This window comes from Paraburkholderia bryophila, assembly GCF_013409255.1.
Taxonomy (GTDB): domain Bacteria; phylum Pseudomonadota; class Gammaproteobacteria; order Burkholderiales; family Burkholderiaceae; genus Paraburkholderia.
On record NZ_JACCAS010000001.1, the window covers coordinates 3395446 to 3420438 of the forward strand.

The 24993-nt window shown below is 63.7% G+C and carries 23 protein-coding genes; 14 read left to right on the forward strand and 9 right to left on the reverse strand.

The window, feature by feature from the left end; translation table 11 throughout:
* Positions 1-22 precede the first annotated feature (22 nt).
* From tpx to GGD40_RS15245, 8 genes are all read right to left on the reverse strand, one after another.
* The gene (gene tpx / locus GGD40_RS15210) at positions 23-523 is read right to left on the reverse strand and encodes a thiol peroxidase (protein WP_179744128.1); all 501 of its coding nucleotides are present in this window, start codon (positions 521-523) and stop codon (positions 23-25) included.
* An 85-nt stretch (positions 524-608) separates the two neighbouring features.
* Positions 609-1961 (reverse strand): zinc-ribbon and DUF3426 domain-containing protein, encoded by a 1353-nt coding sequence (locus tag GGD40_RS15215; RefSeq protein ID WP_179744129.1) that lies wholly within the window; start codon positions 1959-1961, stop codon positions 609-611.
* Positions 1962-2009: 48 nt separating this feature from the next.
* Positions 2010-2912: a 50S ribosomal protein L11 methyltransferase gene (gene prmA, locus GGD40_RS15220; protein WP_179744130.1), complete on the reverse strand. Its 903-nt coding sequence runs from the start codon at positions 2910-2912 to the stop codon at positions 2010-2012.
* A 3-nt stretch (positions 2913-2915) separates the two neighbouring features.
* Positions 2916-4283 carry an acetyl-CoA carboxylase biotin carboxylase subunit gene (gene accC, locus GGD40_RS15225; protein ID WP_035548712.1) on the reverse strand — a complete coding sequence of 456 codons (1368 nt, stop codon included), beginning with the start codon at positions 4281-4283 and terminating at the stop codon, positions 2916-2918.
* A gap of 127 nt (positions 4284-4410) precedes the next feature.
* Positions 4411-4884 (reverse strand): acetyl-CoA carboxylase biotin carboxyl carrier protein, encoded by a 474-nt coding sequence (gene accB / locus GGD40_RS15230; RefSeq protein ID WP_179744131.1) that lies wholly within the window; start codon positions 4882-4884, stop codon positions 4411-4413.
* Between the two features lie 69 nt (positions 4885-4953).
* The gene (gene aroQ / locus GGD40_RS15235) at positions 4954-5409 is read right to left on the reverse strand and encodes a type II 3-dehydroquinate dehydratase (protein ID WP_176058847.1); all 456 of its coding nucleotides are present in this window, start codon (positions 5407-5409) and stop codon (positions 4954-4956) included.
* Positions 5410-5603: 194 nt separating this feature from the next.
* On the reverse strand, positions 5604-6152 hold the full coding sequence (locus GGD40_RS15240) for a TlpA family protein disulfide reductase (protein ID WP_179744132.1): 549 nt from the start codon (positions 6150-6152) through the stop codon (positions 5604-5606).
* Positions 6153-6162: 10 nt separating this feature from the next.
* Positions 6163-6816: a UDP-N-acetylmuramate--alanine ligase gene (locus GGD40_RS15245; protein ID WP_179744133.1), complete on the reverse strand. Its 654-nt coding sequence runs from the start codon at positions 6814-6816 to the stop codon at positions 6163-6165.
* Between the two features lie 207 nt (positions 6817-7023).
* Between GGD40_RS15245 and mpl the strand changes: the two genes are divergently transcribed.
* The 5 genes from mpl to mtgA all read left to right on the forward strand — a co-directional run bounded on the left by mpl (position 7024) and on the right by mtgA (position 13092).
* Positions 7024-8418: a UDP-N-acetylmuramate:L-alanyl-gamma-D-glutamyl-meso-diaminopimelate ligase gene (mpl, locus tag GGD40_RS15250; protein WP_179744134.1), complete on the forward strand. Its 1395-nt coding sequence runs from the start codon at positions 7024-7026 to the stop codon at positions 8416-8418.
* The gene (locus tag GGD40_RS15255; RefSeq protein ID WP_179744135.1) at positions 8415-9017 is read left to right on the forward strand and encodes a YqiA/YcfP family alpha/beta fold hydrolase; all 603 of its coding nucleotides are present in this window, start codon (positions 8415-8417) and stop codon (positions 9015-9017) included. The genes mpl and GGD40_RS15255 overlap by 4 nt, the downstream gene beginning before the upstream one ends.
* A gap of 288 nt (positions 9018-9305) precedes the next feature.
* Positions 9306-11459 carry a ribonuclease catalytic domain-containing protein gene (locus tag GGD40_RS15260; RefSeq protein ID WP_179744136.1) on the forward strand — a complete coding sequence of 718 codons (2154 nt, stop codon included), beginning with the start codon at positions 9306-9308 and terminating at the stop codon, positions 11457-11459.
* Positions 11456-12319, forward strand: coding sequence for a shikimate dehydrogenase (gene aroE / locus GGD40_RS15265; protein ID WP_179744137.1), 864 nt, complete (start codon positions 11456-11458; stop codon positions 12317-12319). Before GGD40_RS15260 ends, aroE begins: the two co-directional genes overlap by 4 nt.
* Positions 12320-12369: 50 nt before the next feature.
* Positions 12370-13092 (forward strand): monofunctional biosynthetic peptidoglycan transglycosylase, encoded by a 723-nt coding sequence (mtgA, locus tag GGD40_RS15270; protein WP_179744138.1) that lies wholly within the window; start codon positions 12370-12372, stop codon positions 13090-13092.
* Positions 13093-13854: 762 nt separating this feature from the next.
* Here mtgA and GGD40_RS15275 read toward each other — a convergent pair.
* Positions 13855-14307: a hypothetical protein gene (locus GGD40_RS15275; protein ID WP_179744139.1), complete on the reverse strand. Its 453-nt coding sequence runs from the start codon at positions 14305-14307 to the stop codon at positions 13855-13857.
* A gap of 1277 nt (positions 14308-15584) precedes the next feature.
* Between GGD40_RS15275 and GGD40_RS15280 the strand changes: the two genes are divergently transcribed.
* The 9 genes from GGD40_RS15280 (at position 15585) to GGD40_RS15320 (ending at position 24854) form a co-directional block, all read left to right on the forward strand.
* On the forward strand, positions 15585-16613 hold the full coding sequence (locus tag GGD40_RS15280) for an IclR family transcriptional regulator (protein ID WP_179744140.1): 1029 nt from the start codon (positions 15585-15587) through the stop codon (positions 16611-16613).
* Entirely contained in the window at positions 16610-17701 is a 1092-nt protein-coding gene (locus GGD40_RS15285) for a 2-dehydro-3-deoxygalactonokinase (RefSeq protein ID WP_179744141.1), read from the forward strand. The genes GGD40_RS15280 and GGD40_RS15285 overlap by 4 nt, the downstream gene beginning before the upstream one ends.
* Before the next feature lie 36 nt (positions 17702-17737).
* On the forward strand, positions 17738-18418 hold the full coding sequence (locus GGD40_RS15290) for a 2-dehydro-3-deoxy-6-phosphogalactonate aldolase (RefSeq protein WP_179744142.1): 681 nt from the start codon (positions 17738-17740) through the stop codon (positions 18416-18418).
* Positions 18415-19194 (forward strand): SDR family oxidoreductase, encoded by a 780-nt coding sequence (locus GGD40_RS15295; RefSeq protein WP_179744143.1) that lies wholly within the window; start codon positions 18415-18417, stop codon positions 19192-19194. Before GGD40_RS15290 ends, GGD40_RS15295 begins: the two co-directional genes overlap by 4 nt.
* A gap of 159 nt (positions 19195-19353) precedes the next feature.
* Positions 19354-20352 carry an arabinose ABC transporter substrate-binding protein gene (locus GGD40_RS15300; RefSeq protein ID WP_179744144.1) on the forward strand — a complete coding sequence of 333 codons (999 nt, stop codon included), beginning with the start codon at positions 19354-19356 and terminating at the stop codon, positions 20350-20352.
* A gap of 137 nt (positions 20353-20489) precedes the next feature.
* Positions 20490-22028, forward strand: coding sequence for an L-arabinose ABC transporter ATP-binding protein AraG (gene araG, locus GGD40_RS15305; RefSeq protein ID WP_179744145.1), 1539 nt, complete (start codon positions 20490-20492; stop codon positions 22026-22028).
* Between the two features lie 54 nt (positions 22029-22082).
* Positions 22083-23099, forward strand: coding sequence for an L-arabinose ABC transporter permease AraH (araH, locus tag GGD40_RS15310; RefSeq protein ID WP_035548669.1), 1017 nt, complete (start codon positions 22083-22085; stop codon positions 23097-23099).
* A gap of 28 nt (positions 23100-23127) precedes the next feature.
* Entirely contained in the window at positions 23128-23928 is an 801-nt protein-coding gene (locus GGD40_RS15315) for an SDR family NAD(P)-dependent oxidoreductase (protein ID WP_179708296.1), read from the forward strand.
* Entirely contained in the window at positions 23925-24854 is a 930-nt protein-coding gene (locus tag GGD40_RS15320; protein ID WP_179744146.1) for an SMP-30/gluconolactonase/LRE family protein, read from the forward strand. The genes GGD40_RS15315 and GGD40_RS15320 overlap by 4 nt, the downstream gene beginning before the upstream one ends.
* Positions 24855-24993: the final 139 nt, after the last annotated feature.

A 24993-nucleotide genomic window follows, 5' to 3' on the forward strand; every position in this document is an offset into this window, starting at 1 on the left:
CCGGGGTTCGTGCGCGAAGGTTTTACTTCAGCGCGGCGAGGGCTGCGTCGTAGTTCGGCTCGTCTTTGATTTCACCGACCAGTTCAGCGTGCACGACCTTGTCGTTCTCGTCGACCACCACCACGGCGCGCGCCGTCAGGCCGGTCAGCGGGCCGCTCGTCACGTCGACACCGTACGCTTGCGCGAACTCGTGACCGCGGAACGTGGACGCCGTGACGACGTTCTCGATGCCTTCGGTCGTGCAGAAGCGCGACGCGGCGAACGGCAGGTCGCCCGACACGACGATCACGGCCGTGTTGGTCAGCTTCGCGGCGGCTTCGTTGAACTTGCGGGTCGACGTTGCGCAGGTCGGCGTGTCGAGGCTCGGGACGATGTTCAGCACCTTGCGCTTGCCGGCGAAATCGGCGAGCGACAGCGACTTCAGATCCTTGCCGACCAGCGAGAAAGCGGGGGCGTTCTGGCCCACCGACGGGAACGTGCCGGCTACGTCGATCGGGTTGCCACCCAGCGTGACTTGACTCATGTTCTTGTGCTCCGGAAATTCGTCAGTGTTGACGATAGATGCGACGGTGAATGCGCCCGATCATGGCCGGGCGCGCGAGGATGCGTTACGGATAAAAAATCTGTACGCGGAAATTGGAGGCGACCGCGTTGCCGGTGTCGAGATGCACGATCATCGTCTGCGTGCTGCGGGCCGGCAGGCCGGCCGCGATCGGAGTGCCGGGCGGGACGTAGTCTTGCGGCCACAGCACGCGGCGCACGGCGACGTTGTTCTGATCGTCGAGCAGCGTGAGTTCGATAGCGGGGTAGGCCAGCGCCACGTTGAAGCGGTTGCGCAGCGGCATCTTCAGTTCGAGCTTGTGCGGGCCGTCGATCTGCCGGAGATCGGACGGTTCGACCTGCAAGCCGTCGATGTCGTGCGGCGGCGTGACGAGGCAGCCGAGTTGCGCGCAAGCTTTTGCATAGAGCGTCTGCGTGCTCGGGAAGTAGACCAGCACGGTTTCGCGCTGCCACCAGGCGAGCTGCGCAAGCAGCGCCAGCACCAGCAGCACGGCCACCACCGAACCGGCGATGATCCAGCCCAGGCGCCGCGGCTCGGCCGGGCGGGTTTCGCGCACGACCGGGAACGGATCGACGCCGTCGTTCACCGGGTGAACGGAGAACGGCTCGCCACTGGATGCGGCCGCCGCGCCGGAGAAGGCAGTCGGGTCGTCGGTCGCGGAGGCGGAGGTGTTGGCGGTCGATGCGCCGAAGCGCGCCGTCGTGCCGCCGTCGGCATCGGCATCGGCGTCGGTTTCGGCTTCGGCGATAGCGGCGCCGGCCGCCACGCCTGCACCAGCTCCCGCAGCAAAACTGGCTGCGTTAAAACGCGGTTCATTATCCGGGATGCCATGCAGACTGGCCGACTCGGGCAGAACGGGTTCGTCCAACGAAGGTTCGGAAGACCGATCGGTCTTGTGCCAAACCCGCGGCGCGTCTTCAGCCGGCGGCTCGGTCCGGTAGGCGAACGGTTCGAGCGGTGCGTCGGCCAGCACCGGTTCGCCGTCTGGTGGAACCGGCGTGCTGAATGCGCTGGCAGGCAGATCGGGTTCGTGAGCGTGATGCGGCGTGACCGCTATGCCCGCGCTAGTGGAAACCGGCGAGAGCGGCACATTGTGGGTGTCGTGCAGCAGGCGATTGTCGACCGCGGCGTCGGGCGTTGGCGCCCACGGATCCCACGCTTCAGCGCTGAAATCGGGGCTCCTGGCGCGAACGCCGGATAACGCTTCGATCGCAGCAGCGGCTTCGACGGGTTTGGCGGTGGAGAAGTCGCCGCCTTCGGTGACGTCGAACAGACTGCTCGAGGCGTCGAATACTTCATGGCAATGCCCGCAGCGCACGAGGCCGCGGCGCAGCGCGAGCTGCGCCGGTTGCAGGCGGAAGACGGTTTCGCAGAAGGGGCAACGCGTTGCCAGGAGCATATTGAGCCGATAAGCCGAAAGGCCGTTGGTTGGACAATACGCCTTATTCTAATGGCTTTCGCGGCGCGTTCCCGACAGACATACCCAACCTTCGTGTTCGCGCCATACGCCGATATCGATCCACTGCGCGTAGACCTGCGCGACTTCGTCCGCCTGGCGCGCCAGAATGCCGGACAACGCGATCTTGCCGCCCGGCTTGACCTTCGACGCCAGCATCGACGCCATCAGCTTGAGCGGGTTGGACAGAATGTTGGCGACCACGATGTCGAATTCGCCGCTCGGGCAGGCGTCCGGCAAACCGTACGTGACGTCCGCGCGGTTGCGTTCGCTGTTCTGACGCGCCGACTCGACCGCTTGCGGATCGATGTCGATGCCGAACACCGGACTCGCGCCGCACTTCTGCGCGAGGATCGCGAGAATGCCGGAGCCGCAACCGTAGTCGAGCACCGACTGGCCGGCCTGCACCGATTGCTCGAGCCATTCCATGCACAGACGCGTGGTGGGATGGCTGCCGGTGCCGAACGCGAGGCCCGGATCCAGTTCGAGCACGAGCGCTTCGGGATCCGGCGCGTCATGCCACGACGGCACGACCCAGATGCGCTCGCCGATCTTGATCGGATCGAACTGCGACTGTGTGAGCCGCACCCAATCCTGGTCTTCGACTTCCCGCACCTTGAACGACGGCGCGTTCGCGAGGCCAATTTCGTTGGCTGCGGCGGTCAGCAGCAGCGCCGGTTCGTGTTCCGGCGCGAGCAGCGCGATCACGCGCGAACGTTGCCACGCGCTGCGATCCGGCGTGAGACCGGGCTCGCCGAACAGCGGCTGCTCGTCGGGCGTATCGGCGTCCGCATCTTCCACCGACACGGACAACGCGCCCAACTCGAGCAGCGCGTCGGAAAATTCTTCCGCGTGCTCGCGCGCCAACTCGACGATCAATTCCCGGTAGCTCATGACTTACGCTTCTTCCGGTGCGGCCTGCTGCTTCGCGGCCAACCGGTTTTCGAGGTAGTGAATGCTGGTGCCGCCTTCGACGAACTTCGCGTCCAGCATCAGTTCGCGATGCAGCGGGATGTTGGTCAGAATGCCTTCCACCACCATTTCCGACAGCGCGATACGCATCCGGTTGATTGCCTGTTCGCGCGTCGCACCGTAAGCGATCAGCTTGCCGATCATCGAATCGTAGTTCGGCGGGACGAAATAGCCGTTGTAGGCGTGCGAATCGACGCGAATGCCGGGACCGCCCGGCATATGCCACGAGGTCAACCGACCCGGCGACGGCGTGAACTTGAACGGATCTTCCGCGTTGATCCGGCATTCGATCGCATGACCCTTGAACACGATGTCGCGCTGACGGAAGGCGAGCTTCTCGCCGGCCGCGATGCGGATCTGTTCCTGCACGATGTCGACGCCCGTGATCAGCTCGGTCACCGGATGTTCGACCTGCACGCGCGTATTCATTTCAATGAAGTAGAACTCGCCGTTTTCGTACAGGAACTCGAACGTACCCGCGCCCAGATAGCCCATCTTCTTGCAGGCGTCGGCGCAACGATCGCCGATCCGTTCGATCAGGCGGCGCGCGATACCCGGCGCCGGCGCTTCTTCGATCACTTTCTGGTGACGACGCTGCATCGAGCAGTCACGCTCGCCGAGCCACACCGCGTTCTTGAACGAATCCGCGAGGATCTGAATTTCGATGTGCCGCGGGTTCTCCAGGAATTTCTCCATGTAGACCTGCGGATTGCCGAATGCGCGGCCGGCTTCTTCACGCGTCATGTTGACCGCGTTGACCAGCGCCGCTTCCGTGTGGACCACGCGCATGCCGCGGCCACCGCCGCCGCCGGCGGCCTTGATGATGACCGGATAGCCGACTTGGCGGGCAATCTTGACGATCTCTTTCGGATCGTCCGGCAACGCGCCTTCCGAACCCGGCACACACGGCACGCCGGTCTTGATCATGGTCTGCTTGGCCGTGACCTTGTCGCCCATCATCCGGATCGTTTCCGGGCGCGGGCCGATGAAGGTGAAGCCGGACTGTTCGACGCGCTCGGCGAAGTCGGCGTTTTCCGACAGGAAGCCGTAGCCCGGGTGGATCGCTTCGGCGTCCGTCACTTCAGCCGCGCTGATTAGCGCCGGCATGTTCAGGTAGCTCAGATTCGAAGGCGCCGGGCCGATACAGACCGCCTCGTCGGCGAGCTTCACGTACTTGGCTTCCTTGTCGGCTTCCGAATAGACGACGACGGTCTTGACGCCGAGCTCGCGGCACGCGCGCTGGATGCGGAGCGCGATCTCGCCACGATTGGCAATGAGGATTTTTTCAAACATAGCGGTTTTTCGACTCATCAATAGGCGCCCGGCCGGTCACGGTGCAGGCTGCCTCAGAGGATCGGTCGCGCGCCCCGGGAGGGCGGACGCGCGGGCGGCAGGCGCAAAAAGCGCAAAGCGTGCCGCGTTAGCCGACCACGAACAGCGGTTGGCCATACTCGACCGCCTGGCCGTTATCGACGAGGATTTCCTTCACCACGCCGGCCTTGTCCGACTCGATCTCGTTGAGCAGCTTCATCGCTTCGATGATGCAGATCGTCTGGCCTTCCTTGACCGTGTCACCCACCTGAACGAACGGCTCGGCGCCCGGCGACGGCGCGAGGTAGAACGTGCCGACCATCGGCGACGTCACCACGTGACCTTGCGGGACGACCGGCGCCGGCGTAGCCGGAACGCCTGCTGCGGCAGCGGCCGGCGCTTCGCCGCCCGGGAACGGAGCCGGCTGCGCGTATTGCGGCGCGTACGAGGCGGACGGTTGCACGTAAACCGGCGGCGCATTCTTGACGATGCGCACCTTGCCTTCGCCCTCGGTCACTTCGAGTTCGGAGATACCAGACTCCGAGACGAGGTCGATCAGAGTTTTCAGTTTACGTAGATCCATCAGGAAGCCCCTTTCAATGCGTAAAGTGCCGGCGCATACGCAGCCGGCGCAAATTAGACGTGTTTGGAATCAGCCGCGCGACGAACCGGCGGCGAGCCGGTCGAGCGCGAATTCGAGCGCGTACATATATCCCTTCCAGCCGAGGCCGCAAATCACGCCCTCAGCCTGGTCGGAGAAATACGAGTGATGCCGGAACGGTTCGCGACGATGCACGTTCGACAGATGAATCTCGACGAACGGGATGCCGACCCCCGCCAGTGCGTCCCGAATGGCCACGCTGGTGTGCGTGTACGCGGCGGGATTGATCAGTATGAAATCGGTTTTTTCAGTCCGGGCGGATTGGATGCGATCCACCAGAGCGCCTTCGTGATTGCTCTGGAACGACGCCAGTTCGACGCCTGCGTCCGCTGCGCGGTCCGCCAGCGCCTGATCGATCTGCGGCAAGGTCACGCGACCGTAGACCTCGGGTTCCCGGGTGCCGAGAAGGTTGAGGTTGGGTCCGTGCAGTACCAGCAGTCGCGTCATGGTCGCTTCTTTTTCCGTGGAATTGGGCGCACTTTAGCGCTGATTAGAGAAACTTGTCTAGGTTCCCGCACGTAACGAGCGACGCGGGCGGCAATTTGCCGTCGCGCCGGGCGCCCATCTTCTCTCAAATTCATGCGATTTGCGCGTATTTTTCCGCGTACCAGCAGGAATCGAGCGTCAAAAGAATGTGAGATTTAAAGCGCGTCGAGGGTCTGCCGGAGCGCTTCCGGGTTGATTTGGCCTAATTTTGTCGAGCGGACATTGCCTTTGGCGTCGATCACCACGGTGAACGGCAGGCCGCCCGCGTTGTTGCCGAAGGCCCGCGCCAGGTCGGCGCCGCCGAAGCCGGTAATGTAGACCGGGTACGCCACCTTCACCTTTTGCAGGAACGCCTGGACGTTTTTCTCCGAATCGACGCCAAGTCCGACGAACTGGATGCCTTTCTTCGCGTAATCGCGCTGAAGTTGCGACAGCGCCGGCATTTCCTCGACGCAAGGGCCGCACCACGACGCCCAGAAGTTGACGACGATTGGGTGCCCTTTCAGCAAACTTAGCGACTGCGGCTTGCCGTCGACGGTGGTGACCGGCGCGGCCCACAGTTGTTCGACCGCGCTCGGCGCGGCCGCGGTCTGCGCCGCGTGGGCGACTTCGCTGTCGCCGCTGAACCAGTGATTGGCCAGCACGCCGCCGCAGGCGGCAACGATCGCGACGAGCGCGCCTGTCAGAATCCGTCTCGTATTCATGGTTATCAGTCTAATTAGTAGAAGGGGTGGCTTCGCTGCTGGCGAGCAGCGTTTGAACCGCTTGCAGATTGGCCCGGGCCGTGCGGCCGCGCGCGTCGGCGCGCACCGCGCCGCGCAGGTCGTCGGTTTCGTAGAGTGCGACGTGAATGCCGACCGGCTCCGCCTTGCGCCCTTCGTTTGCCGGGCGCCACAGGAAGCTCAGCGTCTCGACGTAGCCGCGTCCAGCGAAATGCCGCGTTTCGGAGACGTCGTACTGGATGTTGGCGTTCAGGAAGTAGATCGCGACTTCTTTCGGGTTGTCGCAGAACACCTGCAGGTGAACGTCCGAGTGCTCACCGGCCGTGCCGCCGAGCACCGCGCCGGTCAGATACGGATTGAACGGCGCGAGCCGCTCCATCCAGTCGACCGCGACACGGCGGAAGCGCCGCAACAGCAGCGGCTGACTGTCGCCCTGAAAGAGCGACTGGTATTCACGGATTTCTTCTTCGATCTGGTCGTTATCGGGCAGCCATTCGCCGGCAACACGGCTCTCGCCGACTACCTGCCGGGCCGCTTTGCGCTTGGCCGTGGCGTAGTCGAGACCGTCTTCGGCGATCATCCTGGCAGCCGCGATAGCGATTTCTTCACGCACGCGCAGGGGATCGAAATGTGATTTGCGGACCATCCGGCAATCATACTAGAGATTGATGGCGCGACTTTCCGCCACCGGGCGCTACGCCCCGATGCTGGCCGAACGGCCGGCCCCGCATAGGGCGATCGGGAGCCGTCGGTTACAATAGCGTCCTTCGCAGACGGTCGCTTCGGCATCGTTCCGGCCGTTCTTCTGCACTCCCATCCCACGCAAAAAACGCCCGCGCGGCACGACAGGCTTATGCACATCCACATCCTCGGTATCTGCGGCACGTTCATGGGCGGTCTCGCGGTTCTCGCGCGCGGAGCGGGTCATACCGTGACGGGCTGCGACGCCGGCGTCTATCCGCCCATGAGCACGCAGCTCGAGGCGCAGGGCATCGGCCTGATCGAGGGTTACGACGCCGACCAGTTGAACGGCCTGAACGCGGATCTGTTCGTGATCGGCAACGTGGTCTCGCGTGGCAACCCACTCATGGAAGCGATTCTCGACCGCGGCCTGCCGTATGTGTCCGGCCCGCAGTGGCTCGGCGAACATGTGCTGAACGGCAAATGGGTGCTGGCGGTGGCCGGCACGCACGGCAAGACCACCACCAGTTCCATGCTGACCTGGCTGCTCGAAGACGCGGGGCTCAATCCGGGCTTCCTGATCGGCGGCGTGCCGTTGAATTTCGGCGTGTCGGCGCGGCTGACGGATTCGAGTTTCTTCGTGATCGAGGCCGACGAGTACGACACGGCCTTCTTCGACAAACGCTCAAAGTTCGTCCATTACCGCCCCAAGACTGCGGTGCTGAACAATCTGGAGTTCGATCACGCCGACATCTTCCCGGATCTCGCCGCGATCGAAACGCAGTTCCATCACCTGATCCGCACGGTGCCGGGCATCGGCCGGGTTGTGACGAACGGCCGTGAAGACGCGTTGGAGCGTGTGCTCACGCGTGGCTGCTGGAGCGAAGTAGAGCGTTTCGGCGTGCAGGGCGGCTGGGAAACCCTGCCGGCGGAAGACGGCGTGCCGGTCGACGAGCGTTTCGCCGTGTATCACAACGGCGCGCGCGTTGGCGTGGTCGAGTGGCAGGTGCAGGGCGAACATAACCGCATGAATGCGCTGGCCGCGATCGCCGCCGCGCGCCATGTCGGCGTGCCGCCGGCGCAGGCCGCGCAGTCGCTGGCGAGCTTTCGCAACGTGAAGCGCCGCATGGAAGTGCGCGGCAGCGTCGACGGCGTGACCGTCTACGACGACTTCGCGCATCATCCCACCGCGATCGATACGACCGTGGCCGGGTTGCGCGCGCGCGTCGGCCGCGACAATACGCGGATTCTGGCCGTGCTGGAGCCGCGCTCGAACACCATGAAGCTGGGCGTGATGAAAGCGCAATTGCCGGCCAGCCTTGCCGACGCCGACCTCGTATTCGGCTACGGCGCGGCCGCCGGTCGCGACGCGCTCGGCTGGAACCTCGGCGAAGCGCTCGCGCCGCTCGGCGGCAAGGCGCAGGCTTTCGACAATCTGGATGCACTCGTCAAAGCCGTGGTTCAAGCCGCGCGCCCCGGTGACCAGATTCTGGTGATGAGCAACGGCGGCTTCGGCGGCGTGCATCAGAAGCTGCTCGACGCCCTTTCCGCGCGAGGCGCTTCGTGATTCTTTATCTGCACGGTTTCCGTTCTTCGCCCAATTCGTTCAAGGCGCGCGTGCTGGCGGCACGTCTGGTCGAACTGGGCCGCAGCGACGAATGGTGCTGCCCGATGTTGCCGGTGTCGCCGTTCGAGACGGTGGCGCTGGTCGAATCGCTGGTGGCCGCGGCCGGCACGACGCGCGTGACGGTGATCGGCAGTTCGCTCGGCGGCTATTTCGCCACGTATCTGGCGGAAAAACACGGCTGGCCGGCGGTATTGTTGAACCCGGCGGTGGTGCCGCAGCGCGACCTGAGCGCCTATCTCGGCGAGCAGCCGTTGTGGCATGGCGGCGGCAGTATCGTCGTCGAGCCGCATCATCTGGACGAGCTGCGCGCGCTCGGTGTTGCGTCGATCACGCAGCCCGAACGCTATTATTTGATGGCGGCCACCGGCGACGAAGTGCTCGACTACCGCGAAATGCTCGCGCACTATCCGGGCGCACGCACTACGCTGATCGAAGGGAGCGACCACGCGATCAGCGAGTTCGCGCAATACGTCGATGAGGTGCTGGCCTTTTGCGGCGCGGAAGACGTCGAACCGCCGGCGCCGCGCGAGGCCGCCTGAGTCCGGACGGTCCGGCGAACCGGCGAACCGGCGAACCGGCGAACCGGCGAACCGGCGAACCGGCGAACCGGCGAACCGGCGAACCGGCGAACCGGCGTGCGACAGTAAGCCGCCTGCCGCGTTGCACAAACAGTTTCAACAGGATTCAACCCAGCTTCAACCCGCCGGCGCGCGCATCGCGCCGCGGATCCACTACCACGAACACGTTGCCGTGCCGCGCACGCAAGTCACCGATCGCCGAACCGGGTCGGAAGCGCCGGCAGATGCAAGTCAGAACGAGAGTATTGAGTGAACGTTTTCTTCGAGGAATCGGGCAGTTTCAAGGCGGGCAGCGTGCTGTCGCGCCAGGGCGATGCTTTTCAGGTCGAGTTGCCGGGCGGCCGGCGGGCCAAGGTGCGCGCCAAAGACGTGTTGATCGAATTCGAAAAACCGAGCGCGGCCGAGCTGATGCAACAAGCCGACACCGCCGCGCAGGAGATCGATCTGGACTTCCTGTGGGAGTGCGCGCCGGAAGACGAATTTCCGTTCGCCGCATTGGGCGCCGAGTATTTCGGCGGAGGCTTTGGTGCGATCGAGCGTGCCGCACTGGTGCTGCGCCTGCATGGTTCGCCGGTGTACTTCCGCCGCAAGGGCCGCGGCATGTATCAGCGCGCGCCGCAGGAACAACTGAAGATGGCGCTGGCCGGCCTCGAGCGCAAGCGTCAGCAGGCGCTGGTGCAAGCGGGCTACGAAGACGAGCTGAAGGCCGGCCGTCTGCCGGAAGGTTTCACCGGCAGCAAGGCGCTGGGGCTGCTCACCAAGCCTGACAAGAACACGATCGAATACAAGGCGCTCGAAGCCGCCGCTGCCGCGCGCGGCATTTCGCAGGCGCGTCTGATGCTCGACAACGGCGCGATTCCGTCGGCGCGCGCCTTGCACGAGGCGAAATTCCTGTCGGAATTTTTCCCGCACGGCACGGGTTTTCCGCCGGTCACGGTCGGCAGCTTGCCGGAAGATTTGCCGGAAGCCGACGTGCAAGCCTTCTCGATCGACGACATCACCACCACTGAAATCGACGATGCGTTCTCCGTCCAGCATCTCGCCGACGGCCGTTTGCGGATCGGCGTGCACATCGCCGCGCCGGCGCTCGGCATTCAGCGTGGCGACGAGGTCGACGAGATCGCGCGCACGCGCCTGTCCACCGTCTATATGCCGGGCGACAAGATCACCATGCTGCCCGACAGCGTCGTCGAAGCATTCACGCTGGCCGAGGGCGGCTTGCGTCCGGCGTTGTCGCTGTATGTGATCGTCAACCGTGAGACCCAGGAGATCGTCACGAGCGAAACGCGCGCCGAGCGCGTGTTCGTGAAGAACAACCTGCGTCACAACACGCTCGACGAACTCGTCACCGAAGAGGCGCTGGCCGCCGGCACCGGCGAGTATCCGCACAAGGACGACATCGCCGTGCTGTGGCCGTTCGCGCAGGCGCTGTTCGAAAAGCGCCAGGCCGCGCGCGCCGGTTACGGTCTGCGCCGCGAGGTGCAGCGCAATACCGACTTCAATTTTTACGTGGAAGGCGAGCACATCACGATCACGCCGCGTCGGCGCGGTTCGCCGCTCGACACGATCGTCGCCGAGCTGGCGATTCTCGCTAACTCGTCGTGGGGCGCGTACCTGCACGATCACGGCGTGCCCGGCATCTATCGCACGCAGCGCGCGTTCGGCGCGCCGACCGGCCCGAAGCGCACGCGCATGCAGACCAACGCCGCGCCGCACGAAGGCCTCGGCGTTACGCAATACGCGTGGAGCACGTCGCCGCTGCGCCGTTACGTCGACCTGGTGAATCAGTGGCAATTGATCGCCTGCGTGCAGCATGGCGTGACCGCCAAGCTGGCCGCGCCGTTCAAGCCGAAGGACGCCGACCTGTTCGCCGTCGTGCAAGGTTTCGACGACACCTACAGCGCGTATGCCGATCACCAGCGTCGCATGGAGTACTTCTGGTGCCTGCGTTGGTTGAAGCAGGAGAACCGCAAGCAGGTGGTGGCGTCGGTGGTGAAGGGCGATCTGGTGCGCCTCGAAGAGATTCCGTTGCTGCTGCATGTGCCGGGTCTTGGCGTGCATGCACGCGGTACGCGTCTGCAGATGGAAGTCATGTCGCTCGACGAATTGACCGTCGAAGCGTCCGTGCGTCTGCTGCACGTGCTCGATGCGCCGGCCGTGACGAGCGGCAGCGAGGCTGAAGAAGCCGAGGAAGCCGACGAGAGCGAAGAAGAGATCAACGAGGCGCCGGACGACAGCGCCGAAGGCGAAGCCGAGGCTCAGGCCGAAGCGGACCTCGACGGCACGGAGGCGAGCGCCGAGGGCGACAGCGACGCGCAAAGCGCGGATGGCGCCGGCACGACCGACGCAACCGATGCCGCCAATGCCGCTGCGGATCAGCACATCGCGGAGCCGGGACGATGAGCGCGACCGATTCGCTCGATCGTTACGCGGTGATCGGCAATCCGGTCGGCCACAGCAAATCGCCGTTCATCCACGGGCGCTTTGCCGCGCAGACCGGCGAGCCGGTCGAGTACGGCCACCTGCTCGCGCCGGTGGACGCGTTCGTGCCGCATGTGCGCGCGTTTGTCGAAGCGGGCGGACGCGGTCTGAACGTGACCGTGCCGTTCAAGCTCGACGCGCACGCATTCGCCGACACGCTGTCGCCGCGCGCGGCCGCAGCGGGCGCGGTGAACACCTTGCGTTTCGACGCAAACGGCGTTTATGGCGACAACACGGACGGCTTCGGCCTCGTGCGTGACATCGAAGTGAATCTTGGCGTGTCGCTGAAGGGCGCGCGCATTCTGTTGCTGGGCGCGGGCGGCGCCGCGCGCGGCGTGGTGCTGCCGATGCTGGACCGCGCGCCGCATACGCTGACCATCGTCAACCGCACGGCGGCCAAGGCTGAGGCGCTGGTCGACCAGTTCGGGCAGGCCGCGCGCGACGCCGCGTGCCGTCTGAGCGGCGGCAGCGCGCGAGCGATCGAGGCGGGCGCTTACGACGTGATCGTCAACGCGACGGCGGGCAGCCTGGACGCGTCGTTGCCCGAGTGCGACGACCGCGCGTTTGGCGGCGGCACGCTGGCTTACGACATGATGTACGGCGCGCAGCCGACGGTGTTCATGGAGCACGCGCGCAAGCTGGGTGCGCGCGGTGCGGACGGGCTGGGCATGCTGGTCGAGCAGGCGGCCGAATCGTTTTACGTGTGGCGCGGCGTGCGGCCTGACGGCGCGCCGGTGCTGGCCGAGTTGCGTGCGTTGTTGGGTGCGCCGTCGCACGCGTAGGGCGGGCGGATCACTTTGCCGAATTCACCGATTCGAGGACGGGAAGCACGATGACAGCGACGCGGCGCGTGAGCCGGCCAGGTCCGGTGCGATGGATGTTTTATCTGGGCATGGTGGTGGCGATTGCGTGGCTGGCGACGCAGGCGTTTTATTTCGCGCAGATCGCGGTGTGGAATTCCGTTAATCCTTCTTCGACGGCTTTTATGCGGTCGGATGCGTGGCGGTTGTCGCAGGATCGGCCGGATCTGGCCTTGCAGCATACGTGGGTGCCGTATGAACAGATTTCGCACAATCTGAAGCGGGCGATTATTGCTTCTGAAGATGCGAATTTTGTTAATAATAATGGTTACGAAACCGATGCTATTTTGCAGGCTTGGGAGCGGAATAAGGCTAAGGGTAAGATTGTTCGTGGTGGTTCTACCATTACTCAGCAATTGGCGCGGAATCTGTTTTTGTCTCGGGAGAAGAGTTATATCCGGAAAGGGCAGGAGCTTATCATTACCTGGATGCTCGAGACCTTGATGGATAAGCAGCGGATATTTGAGATTTATCTCAACTCCGTTGAGTGGGGGAATGGGGTTTATGGGGCTGAGGCCGCTGCTCATTATTATTATAAAACTTCGGCCAGTAAGCTGACCGCTGGGCAGTCGGCCAGGTTGGCGGTTATGCTGCCGCAGCCTAAGTATTTTGATGAGCATCGAGGGTCAGGGTATTTGGCGCAGCGGTCCAGGGTTATTGCTCGGCGTATGGGGGCTGCTGAATTGCCCGATTAATCGGGCTTTTTGCCTGCGCGGCGCTTTGGTGGTTTTTTTATGGTGTTGGCCTTTCCTTGGTTTGCTTCTGGTCTATTAGCGTTTGCCCTGTGCAGGCGGCACTCACTTTCTTTGCCGCCGCAAAGAAAGTAAGCAAAGAAAGCGGGCTCACACCGCTAATTCTTAAGCGGGTCTCCCGCACAGCCACGGTAGTGGTGCATCTGGAATCTGAATCCTCGCGCACTCCGCGTTCGTGACAAGGCCGTCATTCTTCCGGCGGCGCTTCGCGCGCCGTCGCGGTTGTTCACGCACAGCCCCTGCTAAGAGGGGCTCTCGCGCAGCGGCGGTAGTGGTGCATCTGGAATCTGGGTTTTCGCGCATTCCACGCTCGTGACACAGCAGTCATTCATCCCGCCTCGCGCTGCGCGCTCGCCGGAACGGTCCGCTGGAATAGTGGCCACGCTTGCATAGCGAGCGCTCTCGACTTCGACTCGACGAAGCGCCGTGAATGTACTTGGCGTCTTATATTCGGCGCGCACGCACGCACGTGCTTTGCGTGCAGAAGTCCGGGCGCACCTCACGCGCCGGAAATGCCGGTGTCGGAGTGGCGTAGCTTCATCAACACGACAAATAATCTGCGCTTGAAATTGTGCTGCGTTAATACCGAAAGCGACAATGCACATTCAGCAAATCGGGCACCCAAAAAGGCGTGCCCGTCTGTGTTTTCGAGTGCGGTTCATGATCGCGTCTTTTCCGTCGCGACAAAGGTGCCGCGAGTCACTGTCAGTGCGTAACTACCGGACGCCGCGATGATGTTTTCGAGCGAACTCGTTTAGTCGGCATCGACCCGGTTGCAGAATTACTCCTGCTAGCTTCCGATGCCTCTTGCGCGGTTTTTGTCAGGAGATCCGTTGCGTGGCGCGCCGTAAGTTGCATTTGAGGAACACCCTTCGAATCAAGCGCGATGATCCCGTACAACTCACGATCCACCTCGACCTCTTGACGGTATTCCTCGGCGGTTTCGACCCAAAGTCCGAGTAGCGTTCGCTGGCGTGTTCTCTCGTCGAGCGTGATGGCTGGGTTCTGGTAAATCGAGGTCGCCAAAGTCGACAGTGTGTTCAGTTGCGCTATTTGCCGTTCAATAAGCCGGAAAGCAGATAACGCCAGTTTCTCGTACTGAATCGCGTCAATACACGGCCGTGATGCGGTTCGAGAACTCTTGGGGGATTTACTCATGTGCGATCTCCAATGCTGACATGGATCGCCCGACACTAACTTGCAAAGAGGGTGAGCGGGCACATTGACGGGATTCGCAGACCGGTACGTAAAACCAAAAACCGGCGAGCCGTGAGGCTCCCCCACCAAGGCCCGCCCATTTTAGATAGACGCTCAAAGGCAGCCACGCACCTGCTGAAGCAAGCGTGTGGAGTTTTACGTAAGACAGGCCGCGAAACCTGTTTGTCGTGGCATGCACGACAAAACGAGTCTAAAACCTACTGCCCGGCGAGTGATCACCCGCGCAGGCTAAATAGAGCGCAGTGGCCTCATTTCCGAAATTTCCCAACAGCCTTGTCAGAGTTAAAAGTAATCAGCGATGCCGATTGAATCTGCGCTACTTGTGCGCGATGGCGATTGCTTGAGAGTTTGCGACAGCGTGCCTGCCACTGTCTGAAAACTGACGTCGTTTCGACGTCGGCCGTTCCGGCGAGCGCGCAGCGCGAGTCGGGAGGAATGACTGCTGTGTCACGAGCGCGGAATGTGCGAGAACCCAGATTCCAGATGAGCCACTACCGTGGCTGCGCGAGGAACCCGCTTAGCAGAGGCAGTGCGTGAACAACCGCGACGGCGCGCGCAGCGCCGCCGGAAGAATGACTGCCTTGTCACGAGAGCGGAATGCGCGAGAGCCCAGATTCCAGATGAGCCACTACCGTCGCTGCGCGAGGAGCCCGCTTAGCAGGGGTCGTGCGAGAACGACCGCGACGGCGCGCGGAGCGCCGCCGGAAGAATGACTGCCTTGTCACGAGCGGGGAATGCGCGAGAGCCCAGATTCCAGATGAGCCACTACCGTGGGCTGTGCGGGGGATCCGCTTATGAGCTGGCGGTGTGAGCCCGCTTTCTTTGCTTACTTTCTTTGCGGCGGCAAAGAAAGTGAGTGCCGCCTGCACAGGGCAAACGCTAATAGACCAGAAGCAAAGCAAGGAAAGGCCAACACCGCGAGAACCCAGCCCAAACCGAGCCCACGGCACCAAAAAATCCCATTATATGAATCCAACACTCACATATTGGAGCTTTCCAAAAACCGCCCTAGAATCCACCCCAACACGCACAGCGGCGACAAAAAAAAAGTCCCGCCCAAGCGACAGCAACAAAAAAAACCGGAGACAAACCAAACCATGCCAACCAATCGAAGGCAGCCCCACCACGCCAGTGGCAAAGCGTGCAAAGCGGGCAAATCAGGCCACCTCTCCGGCCCCGCGCTGTAAGCGCAAAAAACCATCGAAAAGCGAATCGCCATGAACAAAGCGATGCCAACCCACGACGCGAGCGCGTCCGAAGCCGACCTGGCGTTGCCAGCCGACCATGGAACGCATGCTGCCGAGCGTGAGCCGATCACGGCCAAACCGCCGCACGCAGCCAGTAATGCAAACGCAAAAGCGAGCGCAAACGCCAGCCCAAAAGCGACCGCGCCCACCCAGCGCCCAGGCGCCGACGAAATCGCCCTCCCCAGCACGCTGCTAGACATCACCCCACAACAAGCCGGCACGCAAACACTGCTCCGCGGTCTCGCGATTCTAGAAGCCGCCGCCGCCGGCGTACGCGATCTGCGCACCTTCGGCGCCGCGCTCGGCACGACCCGCAGCACCACGCATCGGCTGGTCAGCAGCCTCGTCCAGGCGCGCTACCTGCGTCAGGTGCAAGGCGGCTATCTGCTCGGCCCGAAGCTGATCGAACTCGGCACCATCGCGCTTGAACAGATGCCGCTCACGGCGGTCGCGCGTCAGCATCTCGAATCGCTCGCGGAACAAACGCTCGACACGATCCACCTCGGCGTACGCGACGGCGACGACGTCCTCTACATCGACAAAATCCCCGGCACCCGTGGCCTCGAAATGCGCTCGCGCGTCGGTCACCGTATGCCGCTGGCGTCGACGGGAATCGGCAAGGCGATGATGCTCGACCTCACGCCGGACGTGTGGCAGTCGCTGTTCGACGCGTCGCGTCGCGCGCTCGCCGGCGTCAGCTTCAAACCGGATAACCGTCCCGACGCGCAGACCTTCATGCAACGCATGACCAACTACGCAGCCGGCGGCTATACCTTCGACCTCGAGGAAAACGAGGCATCGATCCGCTGCGTCGCGGCGCCCGTGCGCGATGCGTCGGGCGCTGTCGTGGCGGCGCTTTCCGTGGCGAGCACGATTCCGTATATGTCGCTGGAACGCATGGATGAACTGATCCCGGTCGTGCAGCGCGAAGCGCGCGCAATCTCGGAAGAACTCGGCTGGCGTGCCCCGCAACCCGCAACTCGCAGGATCAAACGATGAAGTCAGCGGGTTCCTCCACACCGGCTAACCCTCCCGTCGCCGCACAAGCGGTAGAGGTGGCGGATGTCGTCGCGGCCAATTTCAGCCAGGCCGCGCTGATCGCGCTCGACTGGGGCACGACCTCGCTGCGCGCGTATCTCTTCGATGCCAGCGGTCACGTGCTGGCCACGCACGCATCGACGGCCGGCATCATGAATCTGCCGCGCCCCGCCGAACAGGGCGGTTTCGACGCAGCTTTCGAAGATGCCTGCGGCGCGTGGCTCAAGCAGGCGCCCGGCGTGCCGGTGATCGCAGCCGGCATGGTCGGCAGCGCGCAGGGCTGGGTCGAAGCGCCGTACGTCGAGGCGCCGGCGAGCGCCGAAGCGCTGGTGGCCGGCATCGTCCGAGTGAAAGCGGCATGCGGCGCGACGCTGCATATCGTGCCGGGCGTGCTGCAACGCGGCGAGTTGCCCAACGTGATGCGCGGCGAAGAGACGCAGATTTTCGGCGCGCTCGGCCAGGAAGCGAACGCGGAGAACGCCGCGAACACGGACACCGCCGCCAAACGCGCGCTGATCGGCCTCCCCGGCACGCACGCCAAATGGGCGATCGTGCAAGCCAACCGCATCGAACGTTTTCACACCTTCATGACCGGCGAAGTATTCGCGGCGCTGCGCGATCACACGATCCTCGGCCGCACGATGCTGACGCCGGACCATGCGGACACCGCCGCCTTCCTGCATGGCGTGAAAATCGCCCGCGACCGGGGTCAGGCTGGTGTGCTCGCCACGATCTTCAGCACCCGCACGCTCGGTCTCACCGGACAACTGTCGCGCGAACAGCAACCCGACTATCTGTCGGGCCTGCTGATCGGACACGAACTGGCCGGCCTCGAAGCCGTGCTGATGCAGCAACAGAATTCGGTCGCGGGACAAAGCCTGCGTCTGATCGGCAATGAAGCGCTGTGCGAACGCTATCGCCTCGCACTGGCGCAATTCGGCTGCACCCAGGCGGAACTGGTCAAGCACGCCACCGAGCGCGGCCTGTGGCGCGTCGCCTCGCAGGCGGGACTGGTCAATCCGGCCGCCCACGCGGCGCGCGCCGGCTAAACGGCCACGCCGCCGCTCACGAAACAAGGAATCGACATGCAACCTCATATCAAGCTGCCCGCACCGTACATGCCGCACGCGGGTCTGATCGCGGCCTTCGAGGCATGTCCGCTGATCGCGATCATGCGCGGCGTGACGCCCGCCGACGCGGCCGACCACGCTCAGGCGCTCTATGAAGCGGGCTTTCGCATCGTCGAAGTGCCGTTGAATTCGCCGCAGCCGTTCGACAGCATCGCCGCGATCCGCAAGGCGTTGCCGGCCGACGCGATCGTCGGCGCGGGCACCGTGCTGCATCCGAGCTTCGTCAACGAAGTGAAGTCGGCGGGCGGCGATCTGATCGTCATGCCGCACAGCGACCCGGAAGTCGTGATCGCCGCGAAAGCGCAAGGCATGGCCTGCGCGCCGGGCGTCGCGACGCCGAACGAAGCCTTCATCGCGCTGAAGAACGGCGCGGACGTGCTCAAGATGTTCCCCGCCGAACAGCTCGGCTGCCAGGTCGTGAAAGCCTGGCGCGCGGTGATTGCGGCGCAGGTGCCGCTGGTGCCCGTCGGCGGCATCACGCCGGACAACATGGGGCCGTTTCTCAGCGCCGGCGCGAACGGTTTCGGCCTCGGCTCCGCGCTGTACAAGCCGGGCCAGAGCGCGGCCGTGACGAGCTCGCACGCGAAGGCGTTCATCAACGGTCTGCGGATTGCCCGCGCCGGGGCGAAGAAATGACACGGCTCGCCGGCAAAGCCGCGTTGATCACCGGCGCTGGGCGCGGCATCGGCGCGGCGATCGCGCTCGCCTTCGCCCGCGAGGGCGCGGCGGTCGTGCTGGCGGAGCTGGATCTGGGCAGCGCGCAGCAGACGGCGGAACGCATCCGCTCGCAAACTGGCGCGCGCGTGCTCGCGGTGCGCACCGACGTGACCCAGTCCGCCTCGGTTCAGCACGCGGTGAGCGAGGGCGAACAGGCCTTCGGCCAACAACTGGACGTGCTGGTGAACAACGCCGGCATCAACGTGTTCTGCGACCCGCTGACCATGACCGACGACGACTGGCGCCGCTGCTTCGCGGTCGACCTCGACGGCGTGTGGAACGGTTGCCGCGCGGTGCTGCCGGGCATGGTCGAACGGGGCGCGGGCAGCATCATCAATATCGCGTCGACGCATTCGTTCAAGATCATTCCGGGCTGCTTTCCGTACCCGGTCGCGAAGCACGGCGTGATTGGCCTGACGCGCGCGCTCGGTATCGAATACGCGCCGCGCAACGTCCGGGTCAACGCGATCGCGCCGGGTTACATCGAAACGCAATTGACGCATGACTGGTGGAACGAACAAGCCGATCCGGCGGCGGCGCAACAGGCCACGCTCGATCTGCAGCCGATGAAACGCATCGGCCGCCCGGAAGAAGTGGCGATGACGGCGGTGTTTCTCGCGTCGGACGAAGCGCCGTTCATCAACGCCAGTTGCATCACCGTGGATGGCGGTCGCTCGGCGCTGTATCACGACTGATTTTTGCAGCACTGTTGCATCGGTTTCGTAGTACCCAAATTGCGCTGGGGCGCAATGAGTTCACCGGACGACGCGCTGGCCGCGTGTGTCATACCCGGTACAAGAAGACGCGGCCAATAACCTTCTCGTTATCAATTAATTAGTCAGGAGACACGCATCATGAAACGTAGAATTTTCCTCACGCTGGCAGCAGCGGCGACGGGTGTGCTCTTCAACGCACCGGTGGCGCAGGCGGCGGACCCGGTCAAGATCGGCTTCCTCGTGAAGCAGCCGGAAGAACCGTGGTTCCAGGATGAATGGAAGTTCGCCGAAATGGCCGCCAAGGAGAAGGGCTTCACGCTGGTGAAGATCGGCGCGCCGTCGGGCGAGAAGGTGATGAGCGCAATCGACAACCTGGCCGCCCAGAAGGCGCAAGGCTTCGTGATCTGCACGCCCGACGTCAAGCTCGGACCGGGCATCGTCGCGAAGGCGAAGGCCGACGGCCTGAAGATGATGACGGTGGACGATCGTCTGGTCGACGGTGCGGGCAAGCCGATCGCGTCGGTGCCGCATATGGGCATCTCGGCGTACAACATCGGCAAGCAGGTCGGCGACGGCCTGGCCGCGGAAATCAAGAAGCGCGGCTGGGACATGAAGGACGTCGGCGCGATCGACGTGACCTACGAACAACTGCCGACCGCGCATGACCGCACCAGCGGCGCGACCGACGCACTGGTCGCCGCTGGCTTCCCGAAGGCGAACATCGTGATGGCGCCGCAAGCGAAGACCGACACGGAAAACGCCTTCAACGCCGCCAACATCGCGCTGACCAAGAACCCGCAATACAAGCACTGGGTGGCCTACGCGCTGAACGACGAAGGCGTGCTCGGCGCGGTGCGCGCAGCGGAAAGCCGCGGCTTCAAGGCGGACAACATGATCGGTATCGGTATCGGCGGCTCGGACTCGGCATTGAACGAGTTCAAGAAGTCCACGCCGACCGGCTTCTACGGCACGGTCATCATCAGCCCGAAGCGTCATGGCGAAGAAACCTCGACGCTGATGTACGACTGGATCACGCAAGGCAAGGAACCGCCGGCGCTCACGCTGACCACCGGCATGCTGGCCACGCGTGACAACGTCGCCGACGTGCGCGAGAAGATGGGCCTCGCGTCGAAGTAAGGCGTCAGCAAAATCGCAGCAAACGCAGTGCGATGAAGTGAACTGCCGGTGCGTCGTTTCTCCAAGGATTGGGCGTACCGGCAGCAGCAATACAAGATAAGCAGGATGAGTAGTTGAGACAAACAGAGGAGGCGGAAGTGTCAGCGACGCTACGTTTTGACAATATCGGCAAAGTCTTTCCAGGCGTGCGTGCGCTCGACGGTGTGTCCTTCGACGTCAACGTCGGCCAGGTGCACGGCCTGATGGGCGAAAACGGCGCAGGGAAATCGACCCTGCTGAAGATACTCGGCGGTGAATATCAGCCCGACTCGGGCCGCGTCATGATCGACGGCAACGAGGTGCGCTTCACCAGCGCGGCTTCGTCGATCGCGGCGGGGATCGCGGTGATTCACCAGGAACTGCAATACGTGCCCGATCTGACGGTCGCGGAAAACCTGCTGCTCGGCCAACTGCCGAACTCGCTCGGTTGGGTCAACAAGCGCGAAGCCAAACGCTTCGTGCGCGAACGGCTCGAAGCGATGGGCGTGGCGCTCGATCCGAACGCAAAGCTGCGCAAACTCTCGATCGCGCAACGGCAGATGGTCGAAATCTGCAAGGCGCTGCTGCGCAACGCGCGTGTGATCGCGCTGGACGAGCCGACCAGTTCGCTGTCCCATCGCGAGACCGAAGTGCTGTTCAAGCTGGTGCGAGATCTGCGCGCCGACAACCGCGCGATGATCTACATCTCGCACCGCATGGACGAGATCTACGAGCTGTGCGACGCCTGCACGATTTTCCGTGACGGCCGCAAGATCGCGTCGCATCCCACGCTTGAGGGCGTGACGCGCGACACCATCGTCAGCGAGATGGTGGGGCGTGAGATCAGCGACATCTATAACTACTCGGCGCGGCCGCTCGGCGAAGTGCGCTTCGCGGCGAAAGCGATTGAAGGCCATGCGCTCGCGCAGCCGGCCAGCTTCGAGGTGCGGCGCGGCGAGATCGTCGGCTTCTTCGGTCTGGTGGGCGCGGGCCGCAGCGAACTGATGCACCTGGTGTACGGCGCGGACCACCGCAAGGCCGGCGAAATCGTGCTCGACGGCAAGCCGATCAAGGTGCGCAGCGCGGGCGAGGCGATTCGCCACGGCATCGTGCTGTGCCCGGAAGACCGCAAGGAAGAAGGCATTGTCGCGATGGCGACGGTGTCGGAGAACATCAACATCAGTTGCCGCCGTCACTATCTGCGCGCGGGCATGTTCCTCGACCGCAAGAAAGAAGCGGAAACCGCCGACCGTTTCATCAAGCTGCTGAAGATCAAGACGCCGAGCCGTCGCCAGAAAATCCGTTTTCTGTCGGGCGGCAACCAGCAGAAGGCGATTCTGTCGCGCTGGCTCGCCGAGCCGGATCTGAAGGTGGTGATTCTCGACGAACCGACGCGCGGCATCGACGTCGGCGCGAAGCACGAAATCTATAACGTGATTTACCAGTTGGCCGAACGCGGCTGCGCGATCGTGATGATTTCGTCGGAGTTGCCGGAAGTGCTCGGCGTGTCCGACCGGATCGTCGTGATGCGCCAGGGTCGGATTTCCGGCGAACTGTCGCGCAAGGATGCATCGGAACAAACTGTGTTGAGCCTCGCGTTGCCGCAAAGCTCGACCGCACTACCCGGAACCCAGACCGCCGCTCAGCAGGCAGCCTGACCATCATTTGGACGAAAGTCCGGCAACCCGTGGGGAACGGGAGGAGTCTTCAACATGCAAGCTAGAGAAAACCTTGCGCAACAAGCCGTCAAAGGCGCGGCCGATGCGCTGATTCCGCAGACCACCGACAAAACGAAATGGTGGCAACACGTCACCGAATACAGCCTGATCGTGATCTTCGTGGTGATGTTCGTCACGATGTCGCTGACGGTGGATCATTTCTTCTCGATCGAGAACATGCTCGGTCTCGCGCTGTCGATCTCGCAGATCGGCATGGTCGCCTGCACGATGATGTTCTGTCTCGCGTCGCGCGATTTCGATCTGTCGGTGGGATCGACGGTCGCGTTCGCCGGCGTGCTGTGCGCGATGGTGCTCAACGCGACCGGCAACACCTTCATCGCGATTATCGCGGCGGTGGCGGCGGGCGCGGTGATCGGTTTCGTCAACGGCGCGGTGATCGCGTATCTGCGCATCAACGCGCTGATCACCACGCTCGCGACGATGGAAATCGTTCGCGGTTTCGGTTTCATCGTGTCGCACGGTCAGGCGGTCGGCGTGTCGTCGGAGACCTTCATCGCGCTGGGTGGGCTGAGCTTTTTCGGCGTGTCGCTGCCGATCTGGGTCACGCTGCTGTGCTTCATCGTGTTCGGCGTGATGCTCAACCAGACCGTGTACGGCCGTAATACGCTGGCAATCGGCGGCAATCCGGAAGCGTCGCGTCTGGCTGGTATCAATGTGGAACGCACGCGCGTCTACATCTTCCTGATCCAGGGCGCGGTGACGGCGCTGGCGGGTGTGATTCTGGCGTCGCGTATTACGTCGGGTCAGCCGAATGCCGCGGAAGGTTTCGAGCTGAACGTGATTTCGGCGTGCGTGCTGGGCGGCGTGTCGCTGCTCGGCGGACGCGCGACGATTTCCGGCGTGGTGATCGGCGTGCTGATCATGGGCACGGTCGAGAACGTGATGAACCTGATGAACATCGACGCGTTCTATCAGTACCTCGTGCGTGGCGCGATCCTGCTGGCCGCAGTGCTGCTCGACCAGTTGAAGAACCGCGGCTCGCGGGATTAACTTACCTAGCTCTGAAAGGAATCGAACGATGTCGTCTCCGGCCAATGCAAACGCCCGTCTCGCGGACACCGCGTTCGCGCGCTATCCGAGTCTCGTCGACCGTACGGTGTTGATCACGGGCGGCGCGACCGGCATCGGCGCATCGTTCGTCGAGCATTTCGCGGCGCAGGGCGCCCGTGTCGCGTTTTTCGATATCGACGCGAGCGCCGGCGAGGCGCTCGCCGATGAACTCGGCGATTCGAAACACAAGCCGCTGTTCCTGCCCTGCGATCTGACCGACGTCGACGCGCTGCAAAAAGCGATCGCCGACGTCAAAGGCGCGCTCGGCCCGATCCAGGTGCTGGTGAACAACGCGGCGAACGACAAACGCCACCAGATCGGCGAGGTCACGCGCGAGTTTTTCGACGCGGGTATCGCGGTGAATATCCGTCACCAGTTCTTCGCGGCGCAGGCTGTGATGGACGACATGAAGGCCGCCAACAGCGGCTCGATCATCAATCTCGGCTCGATTAGCTGGATGCTGAAGAACGGCGGCTATCCGGTCTACGTGATGTCGAAATCGGCGGTGCAGGGTTTGACACGTGGTCTCGCGCGCGACCTTGGGCACTTCAATATCCGCGTGAATACGCTGGTGCCGGGCTGGGTCATGACGGAAAAGCAGAAGCGCCTGTGGCTCGACGACGCGGGCCGTCGTTCGATCAAGGAAGGCCAGTGCATTGACGCGGAACTGGAGCCGGCCGATCTCGCGCGCATGGCGCTTTTCCTCGCCGCCGACGACAGCAAAATGATCACCGCTCAAGATCTGATCGTGGACGGAGGCTGGGCGTGACGGCGAGTCCGCGCACGCAGCCGGCCGCGCTGCTGCTCGATACGCAATGCGCGCTCGGCGAAGGCGCGACGTGGTGCGCGAGCACCGGCCGCTTTTACTGGACGGATATCGAAGGCGCCTGTTTGTGGCGCTACGACCCGAGCGACGGCGACACGACGCAATGGCGCATGCCGGAGCGGCTCGCCACGTTCGCGCTGTGCGCGGATCCGCGCTATCTGCTGCTGGGTCTGGCCACGCATCTGGCGTTTTTCGATCTGACGACGGGCAAGACGCGTCCTATCGTCGACGTCGAACCCGGCATGAACACGCGCGTGAACGACGGTCGCTGCGACCGTCAGGGGCGCTTCGTGTTCGGCACGAAAGACGAAGGCTCGCCGTTGCAGGCGGTGGGCGGGTTTTATCGGCTGAATCACGATCTGTCGCTGGAGCGTTTGCCGTTGCCAGCGCCGGCGATCTCGAACAGCATTGCGTTCAGTCCCGACGGCGCGACGATGTACTACTGCGATTCGCCGACGCGTGAAATTCGTGCCTGCGACTATCGCGCCGACGGCAGCGTCGCGAACGACCGCCTGTTCACCACGCTGACCGACGCTACCGGCGAACCCGACGGCTCGACCGTCGACCGTGACGGCGGATTGTGGAACGCGCAGTGGGGCGGCCGGCGCGTGGTGCGTTACGGCCCCGACGGCGTGGAAACGGAGCGCGTCGACGTGCCGACCGCGCAGCCCAGTTGCGTCGCGTTGGGCGGCGCGTCACAGGGACCGACCGACGGGCGCGCGCAGCTCGATACGCTTTACGTCACCAGCGCGCGCATCGGTCTCGACGCTGCGGCGCTCGCGAACGACGCAGGCGCGGGCGGCGTGTTCGTCGCGCGTGTCGAAAGGGCGGGTTTGCCGGAAGCGGTGTTCCAAGGCGCGCCCGCATAGCGCAGAATGACGCAGCCGCTTTTTCATGGCGGCGGCTTGGGGCGGTAGCGTCGATTGCCGCTCAGGTATCTCGTCGCACGTACCAGGCATCACGCATCACGCAGTGACCTTGAAATCGATTCAGCAGTGAATGCCGCGA